General features: G+C 52.6%; 18 protein-coding genes. 6 read left to right on the top strand and 12 right to left on the bottom strand.

All coding sequences use genetic code 11. The features are described 5' to 3' along the window. Nucleotides 1-38: 38 nt before the first annotated feature. Nucleotides 39-758: a methyltransferase domain-containing protein gene (locus tag ACFPOF_RS20970; protein WP_378136275.1), complete on the bottom strand. Its 720-nt coding sequence runs from the start codon at nt 756-758 to the stop codon at nt 39-41. Between the two features lie 243 nt (nt 759-1,001). Between ACFPOF_RS20970 and ACFPOF_RS20975 the strand changes: the two genes are divergently transcribed. The 4 genes from ACFPOF_RS20975 (at nt 1,002) to ACFPOF_RS20990 (ending at nt 4,035) form a co-directional block, all read left to right on the top strand. After that, entirely contained in the window at nt 1,002-1,235 is a 234-nt protein-coding gene (locus ACFPOF_RS20975) for a hypothetical protein (protein ID WP_378136277.1), read from the top strand. Nucleotides 1,236-1,254: 19 nt separating this feature from the next. Continuing rightward, nucleotides 1,255-1,434, top strand: coding sequence for a hypothetical protein (locus ACFPOF_RS20980; RefSeq protein WP_378136279.1), 180 nt, complete (start codon nt 1,255-1,257; stop codon nt 1,432-1,434). Nucleotides 1,435-1,647: 213 nt separating this feature from the next. Continuing rightward, nucleotides 1,648-3,438 carry an oligoendopeptidase F gene (gene pepF, locus ACFPOF_RS20985; RefSeq protein WP_378137091.1) on the top strand — a complete coding sequence of 597 codons (1,791 nt, stop codon included), beginning with the start codon at nt 1,648-1,650 and terminating at the stop codon, nt 3,436-3,438. A gap of 54 nt (nt 3,439-3,492) precedes the next feature. Then, nucleotides 3,493-4,035, top strand: a complete 543-nt coding sequence (locus ACFPOF_RS20990; RefSeq protein ID WP_378136281.1) for a YfiT family bacillithiol transferase — start codon at nt 3,493-3,495, stop codon at nt 4,033-4,035. Nucleotides 4,036-4,115: 80 nt separating this feature from the next. Here the strand turns inward: ACFPOF_RS20990 and ACFPOF_RS20995 are convergent, their stop codons facing one another. The 4 genes from ACFPOF_RS20995 to ACFPOF_RS21010 all read right to left on the bottom strand — a co-directional run bounded on the left by ACFPOF_RS20995 (nt 4,116) and on the right by ACFPOF_RS21010 (nt 7,964). Further along, nucleotides 4,116-4,619 (bottom strand): DNA-deoxyinosine glycosylase, encoded by a 504-nt coding sequence (locus ACFPOF_RS20995; protein WP_378136283.1) that lies wholly within the window; start codon nt 4,617-4,619, stop codon nt 4,116-4,118. A gap of 117 nt (nt 4,620-4,736) precedes the next feature. Further along, nucleotides 4,737-5,567, bottom strand: a complete 831-nt coding sequence (locus ACFPOF_RS21000) for a carbohydrate ABC transporter permease (RefSeq protein ID WP_378136285.1) — start codon at nt 5,565-5,567, stop codon at nt 4,737-4,739. Continuing rightward, nucleotides 5,567-6,445, bottom strand: a complete 879-nt coding sequence (locus ACFPOF_RS21005) for a carbohydrate ABC transporter permease (RefSeq protein ID WP_378136287.1) — start codon at nt 6,443-6,445, stop codon at nt 5,567-5,569. The genes ACFPOF_RS21000 and ACFPOF_RS21005 overlap by 1 nt, the downstream gene beginning before the upstream one ends. 79 nt (nt 6,446-6,524) lie before the next feature. Next, nucleotides 6,525-7,964 (bottom strand): extracellular solute-binding protein, encoded by a 1,440-nt coding sequence (locus ACFPOF_RS21010; RefSeq protein WP_378136289.1) that lies wholly within the window; start codon nt 7,962-7,964, stop codon nt 6,525-6,527. A gap of 260 nt (nt 7,965-8,224) precedes the next feature. Between ACFPOF_RS21010 and ACFPOF_RS21015 the strand changes: the two genes are divergently transcribed. Continuing rightward, nucleotides 8,225-9,352, top strand: coding sequence for an HD domain-containing phosphohydrolase (locus ACFPOF_RS21015; protein ID WP_378136291.1), 1,128 nt, complete (start codon nt 8,225-8,227; stop codon nt 9,350-9,352). 58 nt (nt 9,353-9,410) lie between these two features. Here ACFPOF_RS21015 and ACFPOF_RS21020 read toward each other — a convergent pair whose 3' ends face one another. The 7 genes from ACFPOF_RS21020 to ACFPOF_RS21050 all read right to left on the bottom strand — a co-directional run bounded on the left by ACFPOF_RS21020 (nt 9,411) and on the right by ACFPOF_RS21050 (nt 18,359). Then, complete coding sequence (locus ACFPOF_RS21020; RefSeq protein ID WP_378136293.1) at nt 9,411-10,070, bottom strand: fumarylacetoacetate hydrolase family protein; 660 nt, start codon at nt 10,068-10,070, stop codon at nt 9,411-9,413. Further along, complete coding sequence (locus tag ACFPOF_RS21025) at nt 10,067-10,828, bottom strand: glycerophosphodiester phosphodiesterase (protein WP_378136295.1); 762 nt, start codon at nt 10,826-10,828, stop codon at nt 10,067-10,069. The genes ACFPOF_RS21020 and ACFPOF_RS21025 overlap by 4 nt, the downstream gene beginning before the upstream one ends. A gap of 61 nt (nt 10,829-10,889) precedes the next feature. Then, a complete protein-coding gene (locus tag ACFPOF_RS21030; protein ID WP_378136297.1) occupies nt 10,890-12,131 on the bottom strand; it encodes a CapA family protein in 1,242 nt (413 codons plus the stop codon). A 121-nt stretch (nt 12,132-12,252) separates the two neighbouring features. Next, on the bottom strand, nt 12,253-13,251 hold the full coding sequence (locus ACFPOF_RS21035) for an ROK family protein (RefSeq protein ID WP_378136299.1): 999 nt from the start codon (nt 13,249-13,251) through the stop codon (nt 12,253-12,255). 30 nt (nt 13,252-13,281) lie between these two features. Next, entirely contained in the window at nt 13,282-14,856 is a 1,575-nt protein-coding gene (gene nagZ / locus ACFPOF_RS21040; RefSeq protein ID WP_378136301.1) for a beta-N-acetylhexosaminidase, read from the bottom strand. 18 nt (nt 14,857-14,874) lie between these two features. Further along, the gene (locus ACFPOF_RS21045; RefSeq protein WP_378136303.1) at nt 14,875-16,506 is read right to left on the bottom strand and encodes a response regulator; all 1,632 of its coding nucleotides are present in this window, start codon (nt 16,504-16,506) and stop codon (nt 14,875-14,877) included. Beyond that, a complete protein-coding gene (locus ACFPOF_RS21050; protein WP_378136305.1) occupies nt 16,503-18,359 on the bottom strand; it encodes a cache domain-containing sensor histidine kinase in 1,857 nt (618 codons plus the stop codon). The genes ACFPOF_RS21045 and ACFPOF_RS21050 overlap by 4 nt, the downstream gene beginning before the upstream one ends. 451 nt (nt 18,360-18,810) lie before the next feature. Here ACFPOF_RS21050 and ACFPOF_RS21055 point away from each other — a divergent pair. Next, nucleotides 18,811-19,126 (top strand): transposase (locus ACFPOF_RS21055; protein WP_378136306.1); only part of this gene is annotated, 316 nt, incomplete at its 3' end.

Here is a 19,126-nt window from a genome sequence, read left to right on the forward strand (position 1 = left end):
TACATCTGCAAGAAGAACCAATCGTTATTCCGCGCGGGTTACAGGCGCTTTTTCACCATTTTGAGCACGTCGCTGCGGACCGGCGTGAACGGCAAATTCGTTGGCAATAATTCGGCGATCGCAAGTCCCTTCAGCTCGTCCAGCACGTCATCTAGGAAAGAACATGGCTCCCATTTGAGCGAGACAAGCGGATAGATTCTCAGTTCCCCGCCCGGTTCCAACACGCGCAGCAGCTCCGCAATCGCTTCCTTATGGAACGCCTCTCCGAAAGACTCCGCGTACAAGAAAAGAAAATGGCTGCACGTCACCAGCGAGAACGAGTCGTCTTCGAAAGGCAGTCGAGGCAATGACGCATCCATGTATTTAGAACGATCTTCCTTAAAGTGAGCGGCAAACAGTTCAAGCGAATGTTCCCGCATCGCTCGATGAGCTTCCGGCGAACCGTAGAAGCTCCAATCGAAACTGTCCGCAATGGCGGCGATCTTCGCCGACGACTCTTCGATCTCTTTGCGCGCAGCCGCAATGACGTCCTCTGTCATGCCTGCGTAGAACGGGTCGGCCGCAATCGCCGGCACACCTTTCGCATTCAGGCAAGCGACGAACGATGAACCGCCTCCTGCAACGTCTAGCACCGGTCCAGCTCCGATCGTCCGTTCCGTCAGTCCGAACATGGCGGCGTACTCTTCATACGATCGGCAAGTCGAAGCCACCCCTGTCTGCGGATACTCGGGAATAACGGCTTTGTTTTCATTTTTCATGTCCTGCCTGCTCCTCTCGTCTCGTCAATCCGGTCTCGTCTCTGCTCGTCTCTTGCACATCCAAATCGTTCTCGGCCCGCGTTCGGGCGAAAATGATTTCAAGTAGAATCCCATATTCTCCCGATGTTGTCAACAGGTTCTCCCCAGTATTCTCTTCCGTATTTCCCCAGCGCCTCATTGATTTATGGCGGCATCTCTTCTATGATGAAAAAAACGGCAATGAGCCGACAACAGGAGATAAGCATGTTCGCCAAACATACCGTCTACAAGCACGACCACTACAATATGTTGACAGTAGAAGTTCAAGGCAAAACGCTCGTCGTCCGCGAAATTTCCGATCAATGGGGCGAGACGTGCCACAAATTCGTCAGTCGTCCGGAAATGATGGATTGGGCAACGAAAAGATTCACGCCGGAAGACTTTCCGGATGGAGAAGATGGCCTTCGGGCGGCGCTGGAGAAGTTAAAAAGCATCTGACCGGGAGGATCCACGTTATATGGATAACGACGCGAATATCATTTTCATTATCGCTGCTTTCGGGCTCGCGGTCGTTCTCATCCTCATGAGAGAACGGATCCCGGAGAAGTTGCGGCGTTCGATGGCGATCTTGTCGATCGTCCTCGTCGCGTTCGCCTTCTTCCTGATCGTCTATAGCTTCTTTAGCGCGGGCGCTTAAGGAAATTTTTCCGGGACATACTACTTCGGTACATTATACGCTGCGTACCGGAGGCCAAACATGAAACTGCAAGCGATAAGCGTGGCCGCCCTGGCGGCGGCCGCGATTTTGCTATCCGCGACGACGTCCGAATTCGGAAGAACAGCACCTATCAATGCTGCGATGACTTCCGTTCGGAAAGTCGAAACGCTACCGAGGAGAGTGAGCTTACCGATGAGCCAAGTGATGAAAAGATCCGAAGTGCCGAATGAGCACCGCTGGAAGCTGGAAGACCTTTACCCGAACCAGGCGGCGTGGGATGCCGAATTCAAGAAAGTTAAACAACTGGTCGGAAAAATCGCCGATTACCAGGGCAAATTAAAAGACGCCGCCTCCATCGCGCGTTGCTTCGCTCTCGACGACGATGTTTCTTTATTGACGGAACGTCTCTACGTCTATGCGAACATGAGACATCACGAAGATACGGCGGAAACTTCCTATCAGGCGCTTTCCGAGAAATCGAAGAAGCTTAGCGTTGAAGTCGGAGAAGCAACTTCTTTCATCACACCGGAAATTCTCAGCTTGTCCGAAGCCCAGTTAACCGGCTTGATCGCCGAGCCCTCTCTCGCCAAGTACAAACGAACGCTCGAAGAGATGTTGCGCCAGAAGCCTCATATTTTGTCCAAGAACGAAGAGTCGCTGCTCGCGCAAGTCGGCAACGTCTCGCAAGCGCCGAATACGATTTTCGGCATGTTGAACAACGCCGATCTGAAGTTTCCTAAAGTGCGGAACGAAAAAGGCGAAGAAGTCGAGCTGACGCACGGCCGTTACATACAGTTCCTCGAAAGCAAAGATCGCAACGTCCGCCGGGAAGCGTTCAAAGCGATGTACGATACGTATGCGAAATGGAAAAATACGCTCGCATCGACGCTCAGCGCCAACGTGACGAAAAACTTGTTTTATGCGAAAGCACGCAAATATCCTTCCACGCTCGAAATGTCGTTGTTCGGGGACAACATCCCGCAGTCCGTCTACGACAACTTGATCTCGACGATTCACGAGTTTTTGCCGCTTATGCATCGTTACATGGACTTGCGCAAAAAGCTGCTGAAGCTCGACGAACTGCACATGTACGATCTGTTCGCCCCTCTCGTCGAAGAGTTCGCTATGGAGATCACGTACGAGCAAGCCAAAGAAAAAGTGTTCGACAGTCTAGCACCGCTCGGCGAAGATTATCGCAAAGTGCTGCGTGAAGGTTTCGACTCCGGCTGGATCGACATTTACGAGAACGAAGGCAAGCGCAGCGGCGCATACAGTTGGGGCGCATTCGGCACGCACCCCTATGTGCTGCTCAACCACAATGATAACTTGAACAGCATGTTCACGCTGACGCACGAGATGGGACACGCGCTGCATTCGTACTACTCGGATCACAACAACGAATACCGCGACGCGCAGTACACGATCTTCCTCGCGGAAGTCGCGTCAACGCTGAACGAAGCGCTGCTGATGGATTACTTGCTCAAACGTTCGACCGATCCGAAAGAGAAAATGTATTTGCTGACGTACTACGCCGATCAGTTCCGGACGACCGTTTTTCGTCAGACGATGTTCGCCGAATTCGAGAAAATCATCCACGAGAAGGCGGAACAAGGCGAGGCACTGACACCGCAAGATCTGAGCGAAATCTACTACGGCCTGAACGTCAAATATTACGGGGACGGCATGGTCGTCGACAAAGACATCGAGATGGAATGGGCGCGTATCCCCCACTTCTATAACAGCTTCTATGTGTACAAATACGCGACGGGATTCTCGGCGGCGACTAGCTTCTCTAAGCAGATTCTCGACGAAGGCGCTCCAGCAGTCGAGCGTTATCTCGGCTTCCTGAAGAGCGGCGGCAAAGATTATTCGATCAATATTTTGAAAAAAGCCGGAGTCGACATGAGCACGCCGGAACCGATTCGCCAAGCGATGAGCGTATTCAAAGGTTTGATCGAGCAAATGGAGCAGTTGACGAAGTAATCGTCCGCGCCGCATGGGAGCGAAACTCGGACGAATACCGGGGAGGAAAAGGGAATGGCTAACGAAGTGGATTTGGAAAAGTTGAAATACCCGATCGGCATGTTTAGTTTCACGCCTCCGACTACAACTGAACATAGACAAGAGCGTGTCGCGGAGCTCGCCGCAACGACGGCGCGTTTGCGCGAGGCGGTCGCCGGCTTGTCGGAAGACCAGCTTGACACGCCTTACCGCCCCGGAGGCTGGACGGTGCGCCAAGTGGCTCACCATCTCGCAGATGCTTCGATGCAGGGCTATACGCGAACGAAACTCGCCTTGACGGAAGACACGCCCCCGGTCAAACCGTTCGACGAAGATCCATGGGCTGCGCTCATCGATTCTACGAGCTTGCCCGTTGAGCCGTCCTTGCAGTTGATGGATGGCCTATACACCCGGTGGATCACGCTGCTGAAGTCGCTTCCGCCGGAAGCTTTCGCCAAAGGCTTCCAGCACCCTCAAACCGGCTTTAACACGCTCGACCGCATGCTCGCTTTTTTCGTCTGGCACGGCAAGCACCACACGGCGCACATTACGTCACTGCGCGAACGTAACGGCTGGTAAGTTCACGGGCGTACCACAAGAAAACGCGGCAGACCCTCCGATAGGTCGCCGCGTTTTTGTATGCCATTCGCTATTCCATTTTACAGCTCCAAAATCGCCCGCCACGCATGAAGCCGATCTTCGAGGTTGCGGAAATCTTTCGTCGGAATCGGACTCGTCGACGGCATGCGCACAACGCGCCGGCTTGCGATCGAAGGATCGCTTCCAAAGTGTTTCATAAGCTCCGCATGCGATTTCGTGCCGTTGCAGACGATCGCCCGAATACCCGGATACTCGGACAACAAGCCGGGAACGTCGTTCGGAACAACTTCTTTAATGTCGCTGTCGAGACTCCCGGGCCTGTCACAAGTTGCAATGACGTCCCACAGCGCGACTCCGTTGTCGAGCGCGAATCGGAGCCGGTCTTCATAGACGTCGTCTACGCCCCTTCCCGCCCCGTACAGAGCGTATAAAATACGCCACAGGTAGTTGCGCGGGTTGCCGTAATATTCATGCGCGTTCAGCGATGCGACGCCAGGCATACTTCCCAATACAAGCACCCGGGACGCTTCATCAATGAGCGGCGGAAAACTATGAACGATCACGCAAGTGTCCCTCCTGATCGGTCTGACTTTCCCCAACTCCCGTTATAACATAACAAAGCGCCATCCCCAAATCGGGAACGACGCCTTGAACGATCGAACGAATTTCTCGAAACGGTATCAGCCTTTAACACTACCCGCTGTAATACCTTCGATAATTTGTTTTTGGAGGAAAGAATACAAGAGCAATACCGGCAGTACGCTGAATACGATCCCAGTGCTGATAAGTGCATAGTTGGTCTGGTACATATCTCTGAAACCGACCATCCCGGTAGGCAACGTACGAAGCGCATCTTTGCTGATAAAGAAGTTCGAGAGCAAGTATTCGTTCCAGTTGCCGAGGAAGTTAATAATAAATACCGTAACGAGGGCCGGAAGCGTAAGCGGTAAAATAATTCTCGCGAACAGTCCGACGGCGCTAAGTCCATCGATAATCGCCGCTTCTTCCAGTTCGTTCGGGATGCTTTTCATGAATGCGGTAATGAGCATAACGCTAAACGGCAAAGCCCCGGCGGTATACGGCCAGAACAGCGCCCAATGCGTGTTCAGAATGCCCAGCTTCATCATCAAAATGTACTGCGAGATGAACAACACGTTTCCCGGAATTAGCATGCCGAGCAGAACCAATTGAAAGACGAGTTTGCTCGTAATTCTGAATTTCATCCGGGTAAGAGCGAATGAAGTTCCCGCAGCGATCAGAACGCCGACAACGGCCGCCGTAACGCTTAAGTAGGCGCTATTGACGAAGTATACGTCGATTTTCGCCTGAATCCATGCATCCGCATAGTTCTGGAAATAAAGCGATTTAGGCGGAGCAAACGGCGCTTGAGAAATCTCGGCACTGCTTTCCTTCAATGAAGAAAAGACGACAAAGACGAAAGGGAATAAAATGATGACCACGTACACCATCAATACCGCGTGAGGCAAAACTCTCTTGAGGAAGGCCGGCATCAGTATTCAATCCTTTCCGTCTTACCGAGCGTAAGCTGATAAATTGCCGTGAATACGAGCGCGAATGCGAAAATGATAATGGATAGCGCCATGCCATAGCCATATTCACCATAGTTGATCGCTTTTTTGACCATATAGGAAGCCATAACGTCCGTCGCTTCGGCCGGACCGCCGTTCGTCATAACGAGAACGACGTCGACGACCCTCATCGCTCCCGCGATAGAGAGCATCACGACGACCGAGATGATCGGCTTAATCAACGGAACCGTCAAATACCATGCGCGCTGTGGCCCATTCGCACCGTCAATGGCAGCCGCTTCGTCGATGTCTTTCGGAATCGCCAAAATCGCCGCCAAAATCAACACAATATAGAATCCGATCCATTGCCATGCATTCGTGATCAGAATAGCGATCATCGCCCATTTCGTATCCGACAGCCAGTAAATGGGGTCGAGACCGAAAAAGCCAAGGAATGCCGCGATCGGCCCGATGTCCGGATCATAAATGAAGCTCCACAAAATCCCGATGACGGACGTGGACAGAATAGACGGAATAAACACCGTCGTTTTGTAGAAACCTCTGAATTTTTTGACGTTGCTGATGAGCAACGCGAATATGACGATAATCGGCACCTGAAGGCCGACCGATACGATAATGAAATACATATTGTTCATGATTGCATTCCGGAAGCTCGCATCGCCGAATGCATTAGAGAAATTATCCAAGCCGATAAACCTTGTATCATCCAAGCCGTTCCAGTTCGTAAAAGCGTATACCGCAGATGAAAACATGGGGTACAGGAAAAACAACCCGTATAGTGCGAGCGTCGGAATGACGAACATGAGGTAGACAGCGGGATTTTTTAGTGTGCTTTTCATAGTTCCTCCCCACTAACGGCCAAGGAGGCCTCACTCACCTGCGGGCGGTAAAGCCTCCTTGCCATAACATCCATATTGTTTATTTGGCTGCAGTCGCGTTTTCTTTCTCTTGAACTTTTTGAATCGCGTCAGCTGCGGCTTGCGGCGTCGTTTTGCCAGCGAACAATTTCTGAACTTGCGTTTCCGTTTCCGTGTTAACAGCTTTAGCTACAGCGGAATCGAAGTGCGGGTAGGACGATTTAGCGCTAGCCATCGCATCGATGATTTGTTTCAGGATCGGATCCTTAACTTGCGCCAGTTGCTCTTCGGACAGCTTCATCGAAGGAAGAACGGAATCTTCCAGCAAGCCGCGGAGCTGCATTTCCGGGTTGTACAAGTTTTTAATGAACGCTTCAACAGCTTTCAGTTCGTTCTCGTTCAAGTCGGAGGAGAAGCCGTAACCGTTACTGTAGTTCGCGTTGATGCTCGTTTGATCGCCTGCGGCGTTCGGGATAGCAGGAAGCGCGACGAATGCAACTTTGCCGATCAGTGCCGCGCCGACTGCTGGTTTGCCTTTGTCGTCTACGCCTTCTTTGAACGCGGATGCGCGCCAGTTGCCATCGAACATCATGCCTGCTTTGCCGGCGATGAAGTCGTTAAGCATTTCGTCGTACGTTTTGCCGAGGGAACCTTTAGTGAAGTAATCTTTTTTGATCCAGTCGTTAAGCACCGTGTAAGCTGCAACGACTTCAGGTTGATTCCATTTAATTGCGCCGCTGGAGAAACCGCCTGGGAAGTTGGCAGTCAGGTGACGGCCGATCAACGTGTTAACGATTTCGTTCGGTACCCAGCCCGCTTGCGTGCCTTCGGCGAATGGCGTAATGCCTTTTGCTTTGAGCGTATCAGCAGCTTTGATCAGGTCGTCCCAAGTCGTTGGCGGGTTCAAACCGTTGTTTTTGAAAATTTCCGTGTTATAGAACAAACCTTCCATACCGCCACCAATTGGTAAGCCGTATACTTTGCCGTCGAGCGTGAATTGATCAAGAGAACCGCCGTTGAATTGGTCTTTGATGCCCAATTTTTCGATGATTGGAGTCAGATCGAGCAAACGGCCCGCTTTCGCGTATTTCAATGCGTCAGCTTCGCCACCGAAAATGTCGAATACTTTAGGCGGTTTGCCCGCAGCCATCTCGGCAGGCAGCTTCGTGAAACGGTTTACGTTATCTTCTACGCCGTCGAGTTCGAATTTCAATCCAGGAACTTCGGCTTCCGTGTTTTTAACGACAGTGTCGAGAATCGCTTTACGGAATTTTCTAGGCTCGCCGATTTGCGTGTGGCGAAGCGATACAGTGAACGGTTCCACTTTCGCAGGCTCACTTGCAGGTACGGATTCGGATGCAGATGGCGATGCAGCTGGCGTTGTGGAGCTAGGCGATGCAGCAGGGGATGAGTTGCCGTTGTTGTTGTCCTTGCCGCAAGCAGCCAGAACGGTAGACATGGTGAGAAGCATGGTTAGAGCGACTTTAACATTCTTTTTCACTCGATAGACCTCCCAAAAAGTATTGTTTGTTTGTTGCTTACACCCTAATTGTAAGATCAAATAGAGCCAATGTAAGGGAGTTAAACGACTAACCGAGGGATAAGATCATCTTGAGATGATCGCCCCTTGCGCGCGCCTTTAGAGTATTTTCTCCCCTATTCGCGGATAAGCGCAAGTCCTTTTGCTCATTGTGCAGGATTCGACAATTTTTCGCCGAATAAATTCTATTTGAAGAAAAGTATCATGAGGAGTGAGACGTTTTGTTCAAGCAGGATTTGACGTCAGATGAGTTGCTCCGAATCATTTTTAAATACATGGCGAAAATTGCGAGCGAAAGAAATTTGAACGAAGTGCTCGTACTCATGGCGGACATGGGACGGGAAATGATCCTCTCGGATCGCTGCACAGTCTGGCTGATTGACCGCGTAAGCGAACAAATTTATACGAAAGTCGCCCATGGCGTCGACGAGATTCGCATCCCTCTCGGCACTGGGCTTGTCGGCAGTTCGATCGCAACCGGGGAAAATATTATCATCAAAGACGCCTACAACGATCCCCGTCACAACGCCGACAACGACCGCAAAACCGGATACGTGACGAAGTCGATCATTACCGTTCCGTTCCGTAACAATGACGGAGAAATTATCGGAGCTTACCAAGCGATCAACAAGCTAACCGAAGTCGACTATTTCACCGATCGGGACTTGGAGATCCTCTCTCTCGCCGCTTCGTACGCCGGCAAATCTCTTGAGTCCGTCATGCTCCACCAGGAAATCATCGACACTCAGCGTGAAATTATTTTTACGATGGGCGAGATCGGCGAGATACGTTCAACCGAGACGGGCAATCACGTCAAACGGGTAGCCGAATATTCTTACGTGCTCGCAAGAGCACTGGGATTAAGCTCTGCGGAAGCGGAAATGCTCCGCACGGCTTCCCCGATGCACGATATCGGCAAAGTCGCGATACCGGACGCCGTGTTGAACAAACCCGGCAAGCTGACACCGGCGGAATATGAAATTATCAAGTCCCATACAAAGATCGGCTACCAGCTTCTCAAAGGCTCTAAACGCGATCTGCTCCGCACTGCCGCCATCGTCGCAGAGCAACATCATGAGAAATGGGACGGCACCGGATACCCGCTCGGGCGCAAAGGTGAAGAAATCCACATCTATGGTCGAATTACAGCCGTCGCAGACGTGTTTGATGCTTTAAGCGCGGAACGGGTGTACAAGCCCGCATGGCCCCTCGAAAAAATCGAGAACTTGTTGCGTGAGGAGCGAGGCCGCCACTTCGACCCCGCTATCATAGACGTCTTCTTCGAGCAACTGCCGAAGCTGCTTGAGATCCGCAAAAGACTGACAGACGACAAAGTAGACAATGAATAAATCGACCATCCATAAAAAAGAAGCGTTTCTCCATGCGGATGAACGCTTCTTTTTTATGTTATTTCTTGATCAGCGACGATACTGTCGATCGTCCGACGCTTGCTCCGTCCCACCAGACGTCGAGCGAATCTCCGTCCTTCAAGCTGCCGACACCCGCCGGCGTCCCCGTGTAGATGACATCTCCAGCGCCAAGCCCGTACTCGGTGCCGACGAAATCCACTATCTGCCGGAGACTAAAGACCATGTCCTTCGTATTGCCTCTTTGCGCTTCGTTCCCGTTAATCGTTAAGCCGAATTCGTGGGCCTCCATCGCTTTAGCGCCTGGAAACGGCAACCACCGGCCAAACGTCGCCGAGTTCGGGAACCCTTTGGCAGCGAGCCACGGATGGCCTTTTGCTTTTAATGCGTCTTGCACGTCGCGCAATGTCAAGTCAAGTCCGACTGTAAAACCGGCGATCAAGTCGTCGCAATCAATGCCCGGTTCGAACGCCCGACCGATCGCGAAGACTAGCTCCGCCTCATAATGCACGCTTCCCCGTGCTCCGGGAATACCGAGTTCCCCGCCGTCCATTGCAAATGCCGCATGCGATGGCTTTGTAAAAATCATCGGTACCGTCGGCACATCATTGCCGAGTTCAGCCGCATGCAAGCGATAATTGCGCCCGACACAATAAATATTTCGAATATTCGATAGGCTGAAAGCCGTTAAATCGTTCATCGTAAGTGTTCCCCGCGCATGACCGAGTGCCAGCGATCCGGATAGTTCGTGCACAGTTGAAACGCTTCTGGCCTGCTTGCGAGCCTACTCAAATCGCTCTCCGAGTTGACAGTCCATCCCATAACATCCACGGACGCTTCTCGCGCCTTTGCAAGCAGCTTCTCGTTTAAATGATGAAAGCCAATCGACAGGAAGTCCGCGCCAAGCTCCTTAATCCGATCAATCAGATCGTCCGCTCCTTCGTCGACAATCAATCCGGTGCGGATTGTGTCCGACAACCTTCTGACCTCTTGCAAAATATCGGGCTGGAACGAGGTGATAAGCGTGTCGCTCTCCCGCCCATGAGCACGAATCGTCTCCAATGCTTTAGCCGCAAGACGAGCTCGGCCACTGTCTTCGCCCTTCAATTCTACGTTCAGCCTGCATTTGCCGGCAGTCAAATCGAGCACTTCGCCCAGTGTCGGAACGCCTTCTTCCGAGAAGCGGGCATCGAACCAGCTGCCGGCATCGAGCTTGCTCAATTCTTCGGCGGTCTTTCCTTTGACTGGACCTTCGCCATTCGTCGTCCGATCGAGGTCGTCATCATGTATGACGACGGGAACGTCATCTTTGGACAAATGAACATCCAGCTCTATCCATTTGACATAAGGCAAATCGATCGCCATACGAAAAGCGGCCATCGTATTTTCAGGCGCTTCTCCGGAAAAACCGCGATGAGCAACACAAGGATGAAGTTTCTCTTTCGTCACAGCGTCCATGATTCTCTCTCCCTTAGATGGGAACCGAAAAGGCAAATTCGGCAGTCCCGTCAGCCAATATTTAATTTTTCGCCACAATGGAGCCATCCTCCCTGACTGACGCGCCGAATGAAAGCTCAGACAGGCGAGCGAGCAGCGCCGTCCTCTCCGGCTCTGCCATCAGAGCGGGCTGGGACTGCTTCGCGAACATCGGCGCGAAGCTGAGCTTGCACGTCCCGTCCTTGCCGCATTCGGCGCTCAGCACACCCGTCTCGCTCGTCTTCGGAGACGATGTCGTCGAGAAGACAAAGTTGCCGAGGCTGTAGGCGATCCATTTCCCTTTATAAGCTTCAAACCCTTGAAGGACGTGAGGATGGCCGCCGATGACCAAGTCCGCTCCGGCATCGATGAAACGATGCGCCAAGTCGGTCTGATGCGCAACCGGCTTATCCGCTCTCTCGACGCCCCAATGAACCATAACGACGACGATATCGGCGTTGCTTTTTGCTTCCTTTATCGCTTGAACGGCCCTCTCAGGCGAGTACGCTTCCGCGACGCCAGGGTGATTCCGGCCTGCTTTCCAGGAAACTTCGGGCACAACGCGGGTTACGCTAACGAAACCGACGGTCGTTCCGTTTTTTTCTATGTACGCGGGCGCAAAAGCTTCGCGGTCGTCATTGCCGGAACCCGCGTGCTGCAAGCCCGCATCGTCGAGTGCGTCCATCGTGTCACTTAATCCGTCCCACCCGTAATCCAGCGTATGGTTGTTCGCCAGCGCCAAGAAGTCGAAACCCGCATTCTTCAACTCCGGTACCGCCTCCGCGCTGCCTCGGAATACAAACTGCTTGTTCTCCGCCGGAACGCCCCGTTCCGAGATCGGCGTCTCGAGATTGCCGGCCGTGATATCGGCAGCAGACAGCAACGCTTTCGCCTCCCGGAACGGGTAATCGAATCCGTTGATCTTCATCAGTTCCAGCACCTTTGCCGCAGGCAGCACGTCTCCGACGAACGCCAGCTTGATGGCGCCGTCCGCCGAAGCCGGTGCCGAAGAGGCCGGCTCTTCATCGTCTCTTGTAGCGGTAGCCGGATTAGCCGAATCATCCGTATTCGACGGTGCGCCTTCAGAAGCTTTGGTCGTTGACGTCGCCGAAGGGGAGCGCGAAGGTCCTTCCGCAGATTTGTTGCCATCTTGCGCCTTCCATATGGCGAACGCAACGACGCCGATAGCGCAAATCAGGATAACGTTTAAAGCAATCAGCGCGAGTCTGCGCCCGCGTTTACTCGATTTTCTGGCATTTATCGTCCGCGATCGCGAATAGGTCATGTGGCAAACCTTCCCTTTCGTCACTGTTCTCCTGCCCGCTATTATACATCAGTGAACAAGCAAAAACACCCTCGACGCGCGAAAAGGCATCAAAGGTGTTCCCGTCAGAGCATAACGAACTTCAAACTTTCATGGGCATCGCATTCACTGCATATTCAGCGCTTCCGTATACGCCGGCATCTTCTCCGAGTTGCGAGGGTACGATAAGAAGCCGTTCCCTGTACAGCGGATGAAGCCCATCAGCGACTGCTGTCTTCAGCGCTTCGAAGAACACTTCCCCTGCAGCAGCGACACCTCCTCCGATGATAATCAAGTCCGGGCTGAGCATTGCGATTGTCGGAACGAGAGCTCGCGCCAGCCATTTCGCCGTTCGCTGAAAAAGATGTGCGGCGAAAGCGTCCCCTGCGTGGTACGCCTCCAACACGTCGATTGCCGTCAACTCATCACGGAGTTCCAGCGGAAATCGGTCCGCCAACGGACCGATCCACCCCGCCGCCAGTCCTTCCCGTGCTTGCCTTGCGATGCCGGACGATGACACGACCGTCTCCAAACAGCCGATCATGCCGCATCCGCACGCATAGGAAATATCAGGAAAACGAATATGACCGATCTCTCCGGCAAGCCCGCCGTTCCCTTCATGAAGCTTGCCATTTGATATCCAAGTCGACGACATGCCAGTGCCTAGCGTTACACCCAGCACGTAAGCGTAACCTCTCCCCGCTCCGCGAAGCGATTCGCCATAGACGGTCATTTTCACATCGTTATGAACGGTGATAGGCACATCGAGCAAATGCCGTAAGCGGCTTGCGACGGGAAATTCCCCGAAGGGCAAGTTCGCCGAAGTGACCAAACCGGTGTCGCTTTCGATAAAGCCAGGCAATCCGATGCCGACAGCGTCCAGCCTTCCATTGTCCACGCCTTCTTGAGCAAGCAAGTCGCGCGCAATGTCGGCGACTTCTGCCAGCAGCTCCGACGAACTCGACCTGACCGTCGGTCTTTTCTCACGCCGAAGCAAACGTCCGTCCGGGCCGAACAGACCCGCGATGACGTAAGTCACTCCGACAGCCATCCCGATGCGGTAACCCATACCGATCCCCCCGATGAGAGTATCTTCCCGCATTGCGATACACCTTGAGCGGCGAAAAGCCGATTACGCTCTTGCGTATTGCCCGATCGTCACCGGCTGCTTCGCGACAACAGGCAATTCACCTGCGAGCACGCCGGCAAGCGCACTTATCATCGCCGGCTTATCTTCGTATGTGCACAAGTACACTTCCGCTTCGGGAGCGACAAGTAAGTCATATGGCGTTCGCAGGGCCACCCAGATAAATAAGTAATCATCTCCGGCGGCAAGCTCGCGAATGAGCGATTGCTGACCGGCTGAGAACCCGGCATCGTACGAGGCAAACACAACCGTACGGCTGCCGCCGAGAGCGGAGCGAACATCGTTAACCTCTTCTGCTGTTGGATCGATGCCGACCCGAACTTCGGCGACATCGTAGCCAAACTCATTCAAAGCGGACCCAAGCGTCCAATCTTGCCGGATCACTTCAATCACCTCGGTGCCTGCCCGAGCTTCCGTCCACACGACAAGCGTCTTGCCGTCCTTGGACAACGGCAGGCGGTCGCCGCCTTTAACGACCGTAACAGCCGACTCGCACAGCAATCGTTGTACGGCTTCGGCGCGCGCCGCGTTCGTATCCGGCACTTCGCTGCTGAACAATCCGCTCGCCTGCTTCAGCTCCCAAATACGGCGAGCAGCTTCTTCGATCCGAGATTCCGAAATTTCTCCGGTCATGACCGCTTCATGAACCGCTTCAAGCGCTGCCGTCTGTCGGTCAATGCGGTGGCTGACAAGGATAAGATCTGCGCCCGCTTTGATTGCCTCCACGGCGCCGCGAGCGACGCCAATCGTCTCCGATATTGCGTTCATCTCAAGGCAATCCGTAACGATGACACCTTCGAATCCAAGTTGTTGACGCAACAGCCCCGTCAAAATGCGCGAGGACAACGTAGCAGGAACGCCGCTTGGTTCGAACGCCGGAAACACGACGTGAGCCGTCATAATCGCGCCGACTTGCTGCTCAATCGCCTTGCGGAACGGCAAAAGCTCAACCTCGTTCAGTCGTTCTACGCCGTGCGGAACAGTCGGTAGTTCGTGGTGGGAATCCGACGCCGTATCGCCGTGACCCGGAAAATGCTTCGCCACTGCGACAATGCCACCTTCGCGGTAGCCTTCAATCGCTTGCGTACCAAGCTCCGCTACGCGAGCCGGATCTTCGCCGAAGGAACGTACGCCAATGACAGGATTGCCCGGATTATTGTTTACATCAAGACATGGGGCGAAATTCATGTTGATGCCAATGCCGCGCAGCTCAGCTCCGGACCACTTCGCCGCCTCGCGCGTTAATGCCGCGTTGCCGGCGGCGCCTTGCGCCATCGCTCCGGGCATAACCGTTACGCCCTCCTCAAGACGGACGACCATGCCGCCCTCTTGGTCGATGGCGATAAACAGAGGGTTGTTCGCCGCCGCTTGCAGCTCCTCGGATAACTCTCTCACTTGGGACGCGTCCTTCAAGTTCCTGCGGAAATAAATAACACCGCCTAGCCCGTAGTCCCTGATCAACGTCATAATGCCTTCCGTAGGCTCCAAACCGTTAAAGCCGCACATAAAGAGCTGGCCGATTTTCTCCTTTAATTCCAGTTGGTCAAACGCTTTCGCCACCGGTAACCTCTCCTTTGTTCACATCTCGCGATTCGTCCATGCTGCTTCCTTGCCTGATCTATTCTGCTGACGTTCGCGATATTCGGATGGAAGCATCCCTGTGAACTTACTGAACACCCTCGTAAAATATCGCCTTTCCGCGTAGCCGACCATCTGTCCGACTTGGGTTACGCTCTTGTCGCTCAGCGCGAGTAACGACTTGGCCATTTCCATGCGTTGTTTTGTCACGTATTCAACAAACGTTTCTCCGACATGCTGCTTGAATAGCAAGCTGAAATAGCTCCCGCTGATGCCGAGATAATCCGCGAGCAAATCGATGCTCAAATCCGCTGACAAATTGCGTTCGATATAATCTCTCGCTGACAACATCAGAACATCGCTCGTTTTTTTCCTCAAGACGCTCTCCAAAGACTGATCAACCAGTCTATTAATCACTTGCAGCGTGTCTCGTATGCCTTGATGCTGCTCGATTTGACGCCAGATCGCGACTTCCTCTTCGCGATCGATGACTTCCATCGCCCGCATCTCCCGAAGGAGATGGATGCATAAATAATGAACGATCGGCGCAACCCGCTCGAAAGACGAGTCCGGCAGTTCGCGAAAGCTGTCGTTTAGCTCCTTAAGCGCGGTTTCCGTACGCCGTCGATCGCATCGCTTCAGACCGGTGACCATTTCCTCGATCCGGTCCCACAATTGCTGTGACGGCTCGGCGCTGCCTCTCGCCTTCTCCGAAACGATGACGCCATGCTCGTCGTCTGCAGGCGACAAATTAAGCGAGCGCTGCAAGCTTTTATACGTTCTCGCAAGCTGCTTTAACGTCACCTCAGACGGATGCAAGGCTACTCGTATCGTAAGCTTAAGGTAATTTTCCACCGCCTGCCTCAGCTTCTCCGCCCACTCTAGACACTGCTTTTGATTGTAAAAATCCGGCGCTATTCGCTCGATCAGCACGCACCATTCCCCGCTGCGAACTTGCAGAACAGAGAAAGACACGTTAAACGAAGCGACGTTTTCCTGCAATATGTTATGGATGGCGAAGTTCCACAATTTACGTTCTTTGTCGTCCCACGTCTGCTCTCGCCTCGAGTAATCGGCAACGTCGACGAGCATCATCGCGAACGCCAGATTTTCTCCGTCATCTTCATTAAGCTTCTGGAACGGCCGATTGGGCGTGTCCCCGAGATCGATAATACGATCGTACAGAACCTTCTCATAAGCGAGATGAAACATGTGCTTCCATTCCTGCTGAATCGAATGCTGCTCGATGCTTCGCGCACGCACGCCTGCCGCAAGTCTGGCTATCGTCTCTTCCAACTCCTCGTAATCGATCGGCTTCAGAATATAGTCCTTCACTTCGTAACGGATGACCGACCGAACGTAGCTGAAATCCTGATAGCCGGTCATCATAATCACTTCGGCGTCCGTATCGAACTCGCGAAGAGCTCCGAGAAACTCGATGCCATCCATGACAGGCATGCGGATATCGCAAAGAATGAGCTGGGGGCGGTGTTCCCGTGCAATCTCAAGCGCCTGCTCCCCATTGCGCGCAGTTCCGATCAGCTCGATATCAAGGCTCTCCCAAGGGATGACCAGTTGTAAATTTTTGAGGATGTTCACCTCGTCGTCGATAAGCAATGCTTTAAGCTTCATCGTGTGTCACCTCCCACCGTCGCGGCTTCCTGCGGAATTAAACATTTGATGATCGTACCGTGGCCTGGTGCACTGCATAGCGTCAGACCGTACGGGCTGCCATAATGGATGCGAAGTCGATCTGCGACGTTGCCGACGCCAAGTCCGCGTCGCTCCCCGGTTTCGGCGGACTCCCCGTACATTTTGTCGAGCAACATGCCTTCGGAGACGAATCTCGCGAGTTGCACCTCGGGAACGCCGATACCGTTGTCTTGGACGTAAAAAGCAATATCTTGCCCTTCCACTCGGGCGCTCACATGAATTTCACCCATATAATCAATGCCTTCGAAACCGTGTTGAATGCTGTTCTCCACGAGAGGTTGGAGCGTCAGCTTCAGAATGCGGTTGCCCATGAGCTCAGGCGGCACGTCGATCGTATATTCGAACAACTCCTCGAACCGGTATTTTTGAATTTCCAAATAGCTCTGCAGATGCTCCAGCTCCTGCTCGATCGTAATTTCTTCTTTCTGCTGGATGCTGATCCGGAAAATGTTCGCGAGCCTTTGTACCATTTTGCTAACTTTGCGCCCTTCGTTCTGCACGGCCAATATGTTGATCGACTCCAGCGCGTTAAACAGAAAATGAGGTTTGATTTGGGCTTGAAGCAACATCATCTCGGCTTTACGTTTGCGCGACTGCTCCTGCTTCACATCGTCCAACAGCTCCGATACCCGAGTAACTAGACTGTTGAATCCGCTTGCCAGACTCGATGTCTCATCTTTGCCGACAACGGGAACGCGGGTGGACAAATCGCCTCTCTCTACCTGCCTCATCGCCCTCACGACACGAACGATAAATGTAACCGTTCGACGGATAAACATCAGATTAAACATGAGCGCCAGAACGACAGACAAGATCGTGATGGCGACCATCCAACGCATAAAAACCGCCATTTCACCGGACAAATACTGCCACGGCGTAATCATCACAAGCTTCCAATCCCCGACGCCTAATCTTTGCAGCTGCAAGTTTTGGACCGAAACGATGCTTTTGCGACCTTCAAACGTCAATGTTTTGCTTTTCGAAGATGTACTGTTCTCTTTGATTCCGATTGTTTTCTCAATATCGATATAGTCCGATATTCGCTTCCCTTCGGCTTGGCCGTCGTTATCGAATACGATATTCCCGTTGCCAGCGACGATCAGGAATCTCCGGTCCGACTGTCCTTGGGGACCGTATAGGCTGAAAATCCTGTCAAGCTCGTTCATCTTGAATCGCGAAACGAGAATGCCCTGATTAGTGAGCGTGTCTATATCGAGAACCACGCGCACTTGAGTAAAAACATTATGTTCGGATGATAGCTCCGGAACTTCGTTCGGTCCAAGCCAGACGGGAGAGCCATTTTTGCGCAGCATATCGGCGTAATTCGGAAATTTCGCAAGTTCGGCACGGGTGATTGGCTTATCGTTCGTAAAGTTGACAGTAATCTGCTGATTATTTTTACGATATAACGTAATCGATTTGATACCAGGGAATGTAAGCAGAACACGCTGGCTAAGCGTTTTTTTCTCCATCAGTTGCGCGTAATCCGGGCTTTTCGCCGAATCGTCGGGCTTGACGGACCCTCCGGACTCCAGCGATTGCTCAACCGATTCCACGCTACTTTCCATTGTCCAGAAATCGGAAAAGTAGTTGGCTTCTTTAATCATGCTGCTGATGTTATGGCCGATCGCCTTCAGAGTCAGTTCGGTTTGCTCCGCGTATTTGTCTTGGGCGATTTTCTGGAACACGAGATAGGAGGCGCTGCCGATCACGAACAGTGGAACGATAATAAACGCGAAAAAAGCGGCGAATATCCTTTTGCTCAAACTCATCGTGGTGCCCGTCCTCTCGGCAAAGTTGACCTCATTATAACAGGAGGATGAGCGGAAAAGTTCTTAAGGCGGAAAAGTTGCCTCTTTGATTATTCATTATAAAGAGCGTTCGGAGTGACTATAAGTTGTTATTCCCACTATGCGGGGATAAAAATTAACAGTTGTGGATGAATGGCTCTCTTTCAGTCATGTATCTCCATTATCCCCTTCGCTCAGGAGCGGTCGCAGTGTCTGATCTTCTCGGCTTGCTGGCTCTACTATCCCCTTCACTCAGGAGAGGGCGCCGTGTCTGCTCTTCTCCGCTTGCTGGCTCCACTATCCCCTTCGAACAGGGGGTCGATCATGTTGAAATCAGAACCATTCTCAAAATATTCTTTCCAAATGATTGCTTTTGGAGAAGTTGTCTTGTACAATGAAATAGAACATATGTTCCTATATGGTGGTGTTCCATGTGATCTCTTTCGAACAGTTTTGCGAAATTTATCATAGCGATGCCGTTTGTCAGCAGACGTTGTTTCATTCGCGTTGGCCTGGAGGATTCGTCTGCCCCCGTTGCGGCTGCGGTCGTTACTACTCGATTCGTTCCCGCCATATTCCGCTTTTCGAGTGCGCCGATTGCAACACCCAAACTTCCCTGACTGCCGGCACGATCCTCGAACGCACGCGCACGCCTCTTCGGCTATGGTTTCAAGCGATTTATTTGCACGCCACTCCCGAAGGCTTGAGCGCCATTCGTCTTGCTTCCATTATCGGAACGACCTATAAAA

Source organism: Cohnella soli (assembly GCF_042655525.1).
Classification (GTDB): domain Bacteria; phylum Bacillota; class Bacilli; order Paenibacillales; family Paenibacillaceae; genus Cohnella; species Cohnella soli.

Excerpts from the sequence above, each read along its gene's own strand:
- ACFPOF_RS20975 (WP_378136277.1), top strand. The coding sequence starts at position 1,002 with ATGTTCGCCAAACATACCGTCTACAAGCACGACCACTACAATATGTTG.
- ACFPOF_RS20980 (WP_378136279.1), top strand. The coding sequence starts at position 1,255 with ATGGATAACGACGCGAATATCATTTTCATTATCGCTGCTTTCGGGCTC.
- ACFPOF_RS21050 (WP_378136305.1), bottom strand. The coding sequence starts at position 18,359 with ATGAGTTTGAGCAAAAGGATATTCGCCGCTTTTTTCGCGTTTATTATC.
- ACFPOF_RS21035 (WP_378136299.1), bottom strand. The coding sequence starts at position 13,251 with ATGCGGGAAGATACTCTCATCGGGGGGATCGGTATGGGTTACCGCATC.
- ACFPOF_RS21030 (WP_378136297.1), bottom strand. The coding sequence starts at position 12,131 with ATGACCTATTCGCGATCGCGGACGATAAATGCCAGAAAATCGAGTAAA.
- ACFPOF_RS21005 (WP_378136287.1), bottom strand. The coding sequence starts at position 6,445 with ATGAAAAGCACACTAAAAAATCCCGCTGTCTACCTCATGTTCGTCATT.
- pepF (WP_378137091.1), top strand. The coding sequence starts at position 1,648 with ATGAGCCAAGTGATGAAAAGATCCGAAGTGCCGAATGAGCACCGCTGG.
- ACFPOF_RS21025 (WP_378136295.1), bottom strand. The coding sequence starts at position 10,828 with ATGGACGCTGTGACGAAAGAGAAACTTCATCCTTGTGTTGCTCATCGC.
- ACFPOF_RS20990 (WP_378136281.1), top strand. The coding sequence starts at position 3,493 with ATGGCTAACGAAGTGGATTTGGAAAAGTTGAAATACCCGATCGGCATG.
- ACFPOF_RS21020 (WP_378136293.1), bottom strand. The coding sequence starts at position 10,070 with ATGAACGATTTAACGGCTTTCAGCCTATCGAATATTCGAAATATTTAT.
- ACFPOF_RS21000 (WP_378136285.1), bottom strand. The coding sequence starts at position 5,567 with ATGCCGGCCTTCCTCAAGAGAGTTTTGCCTCACGCGGTATTGATGGTG.
- ACFPOF_RS21045 (WP_378136303.1), bottom strand. The coding sequence starts at position 16,506 with ATGAAGCTTAAAGCATTGCTTATCGACGACGAGGTGAACATCCTCAAA.
- ACFPOF_RS20970 (WP_378136275.1), bottom strand. The coding sequence starts at position 758 with ATGAAAAATGAAAACAAAGCCGTTATTCCCGAGTATCCGCAGACAGGG.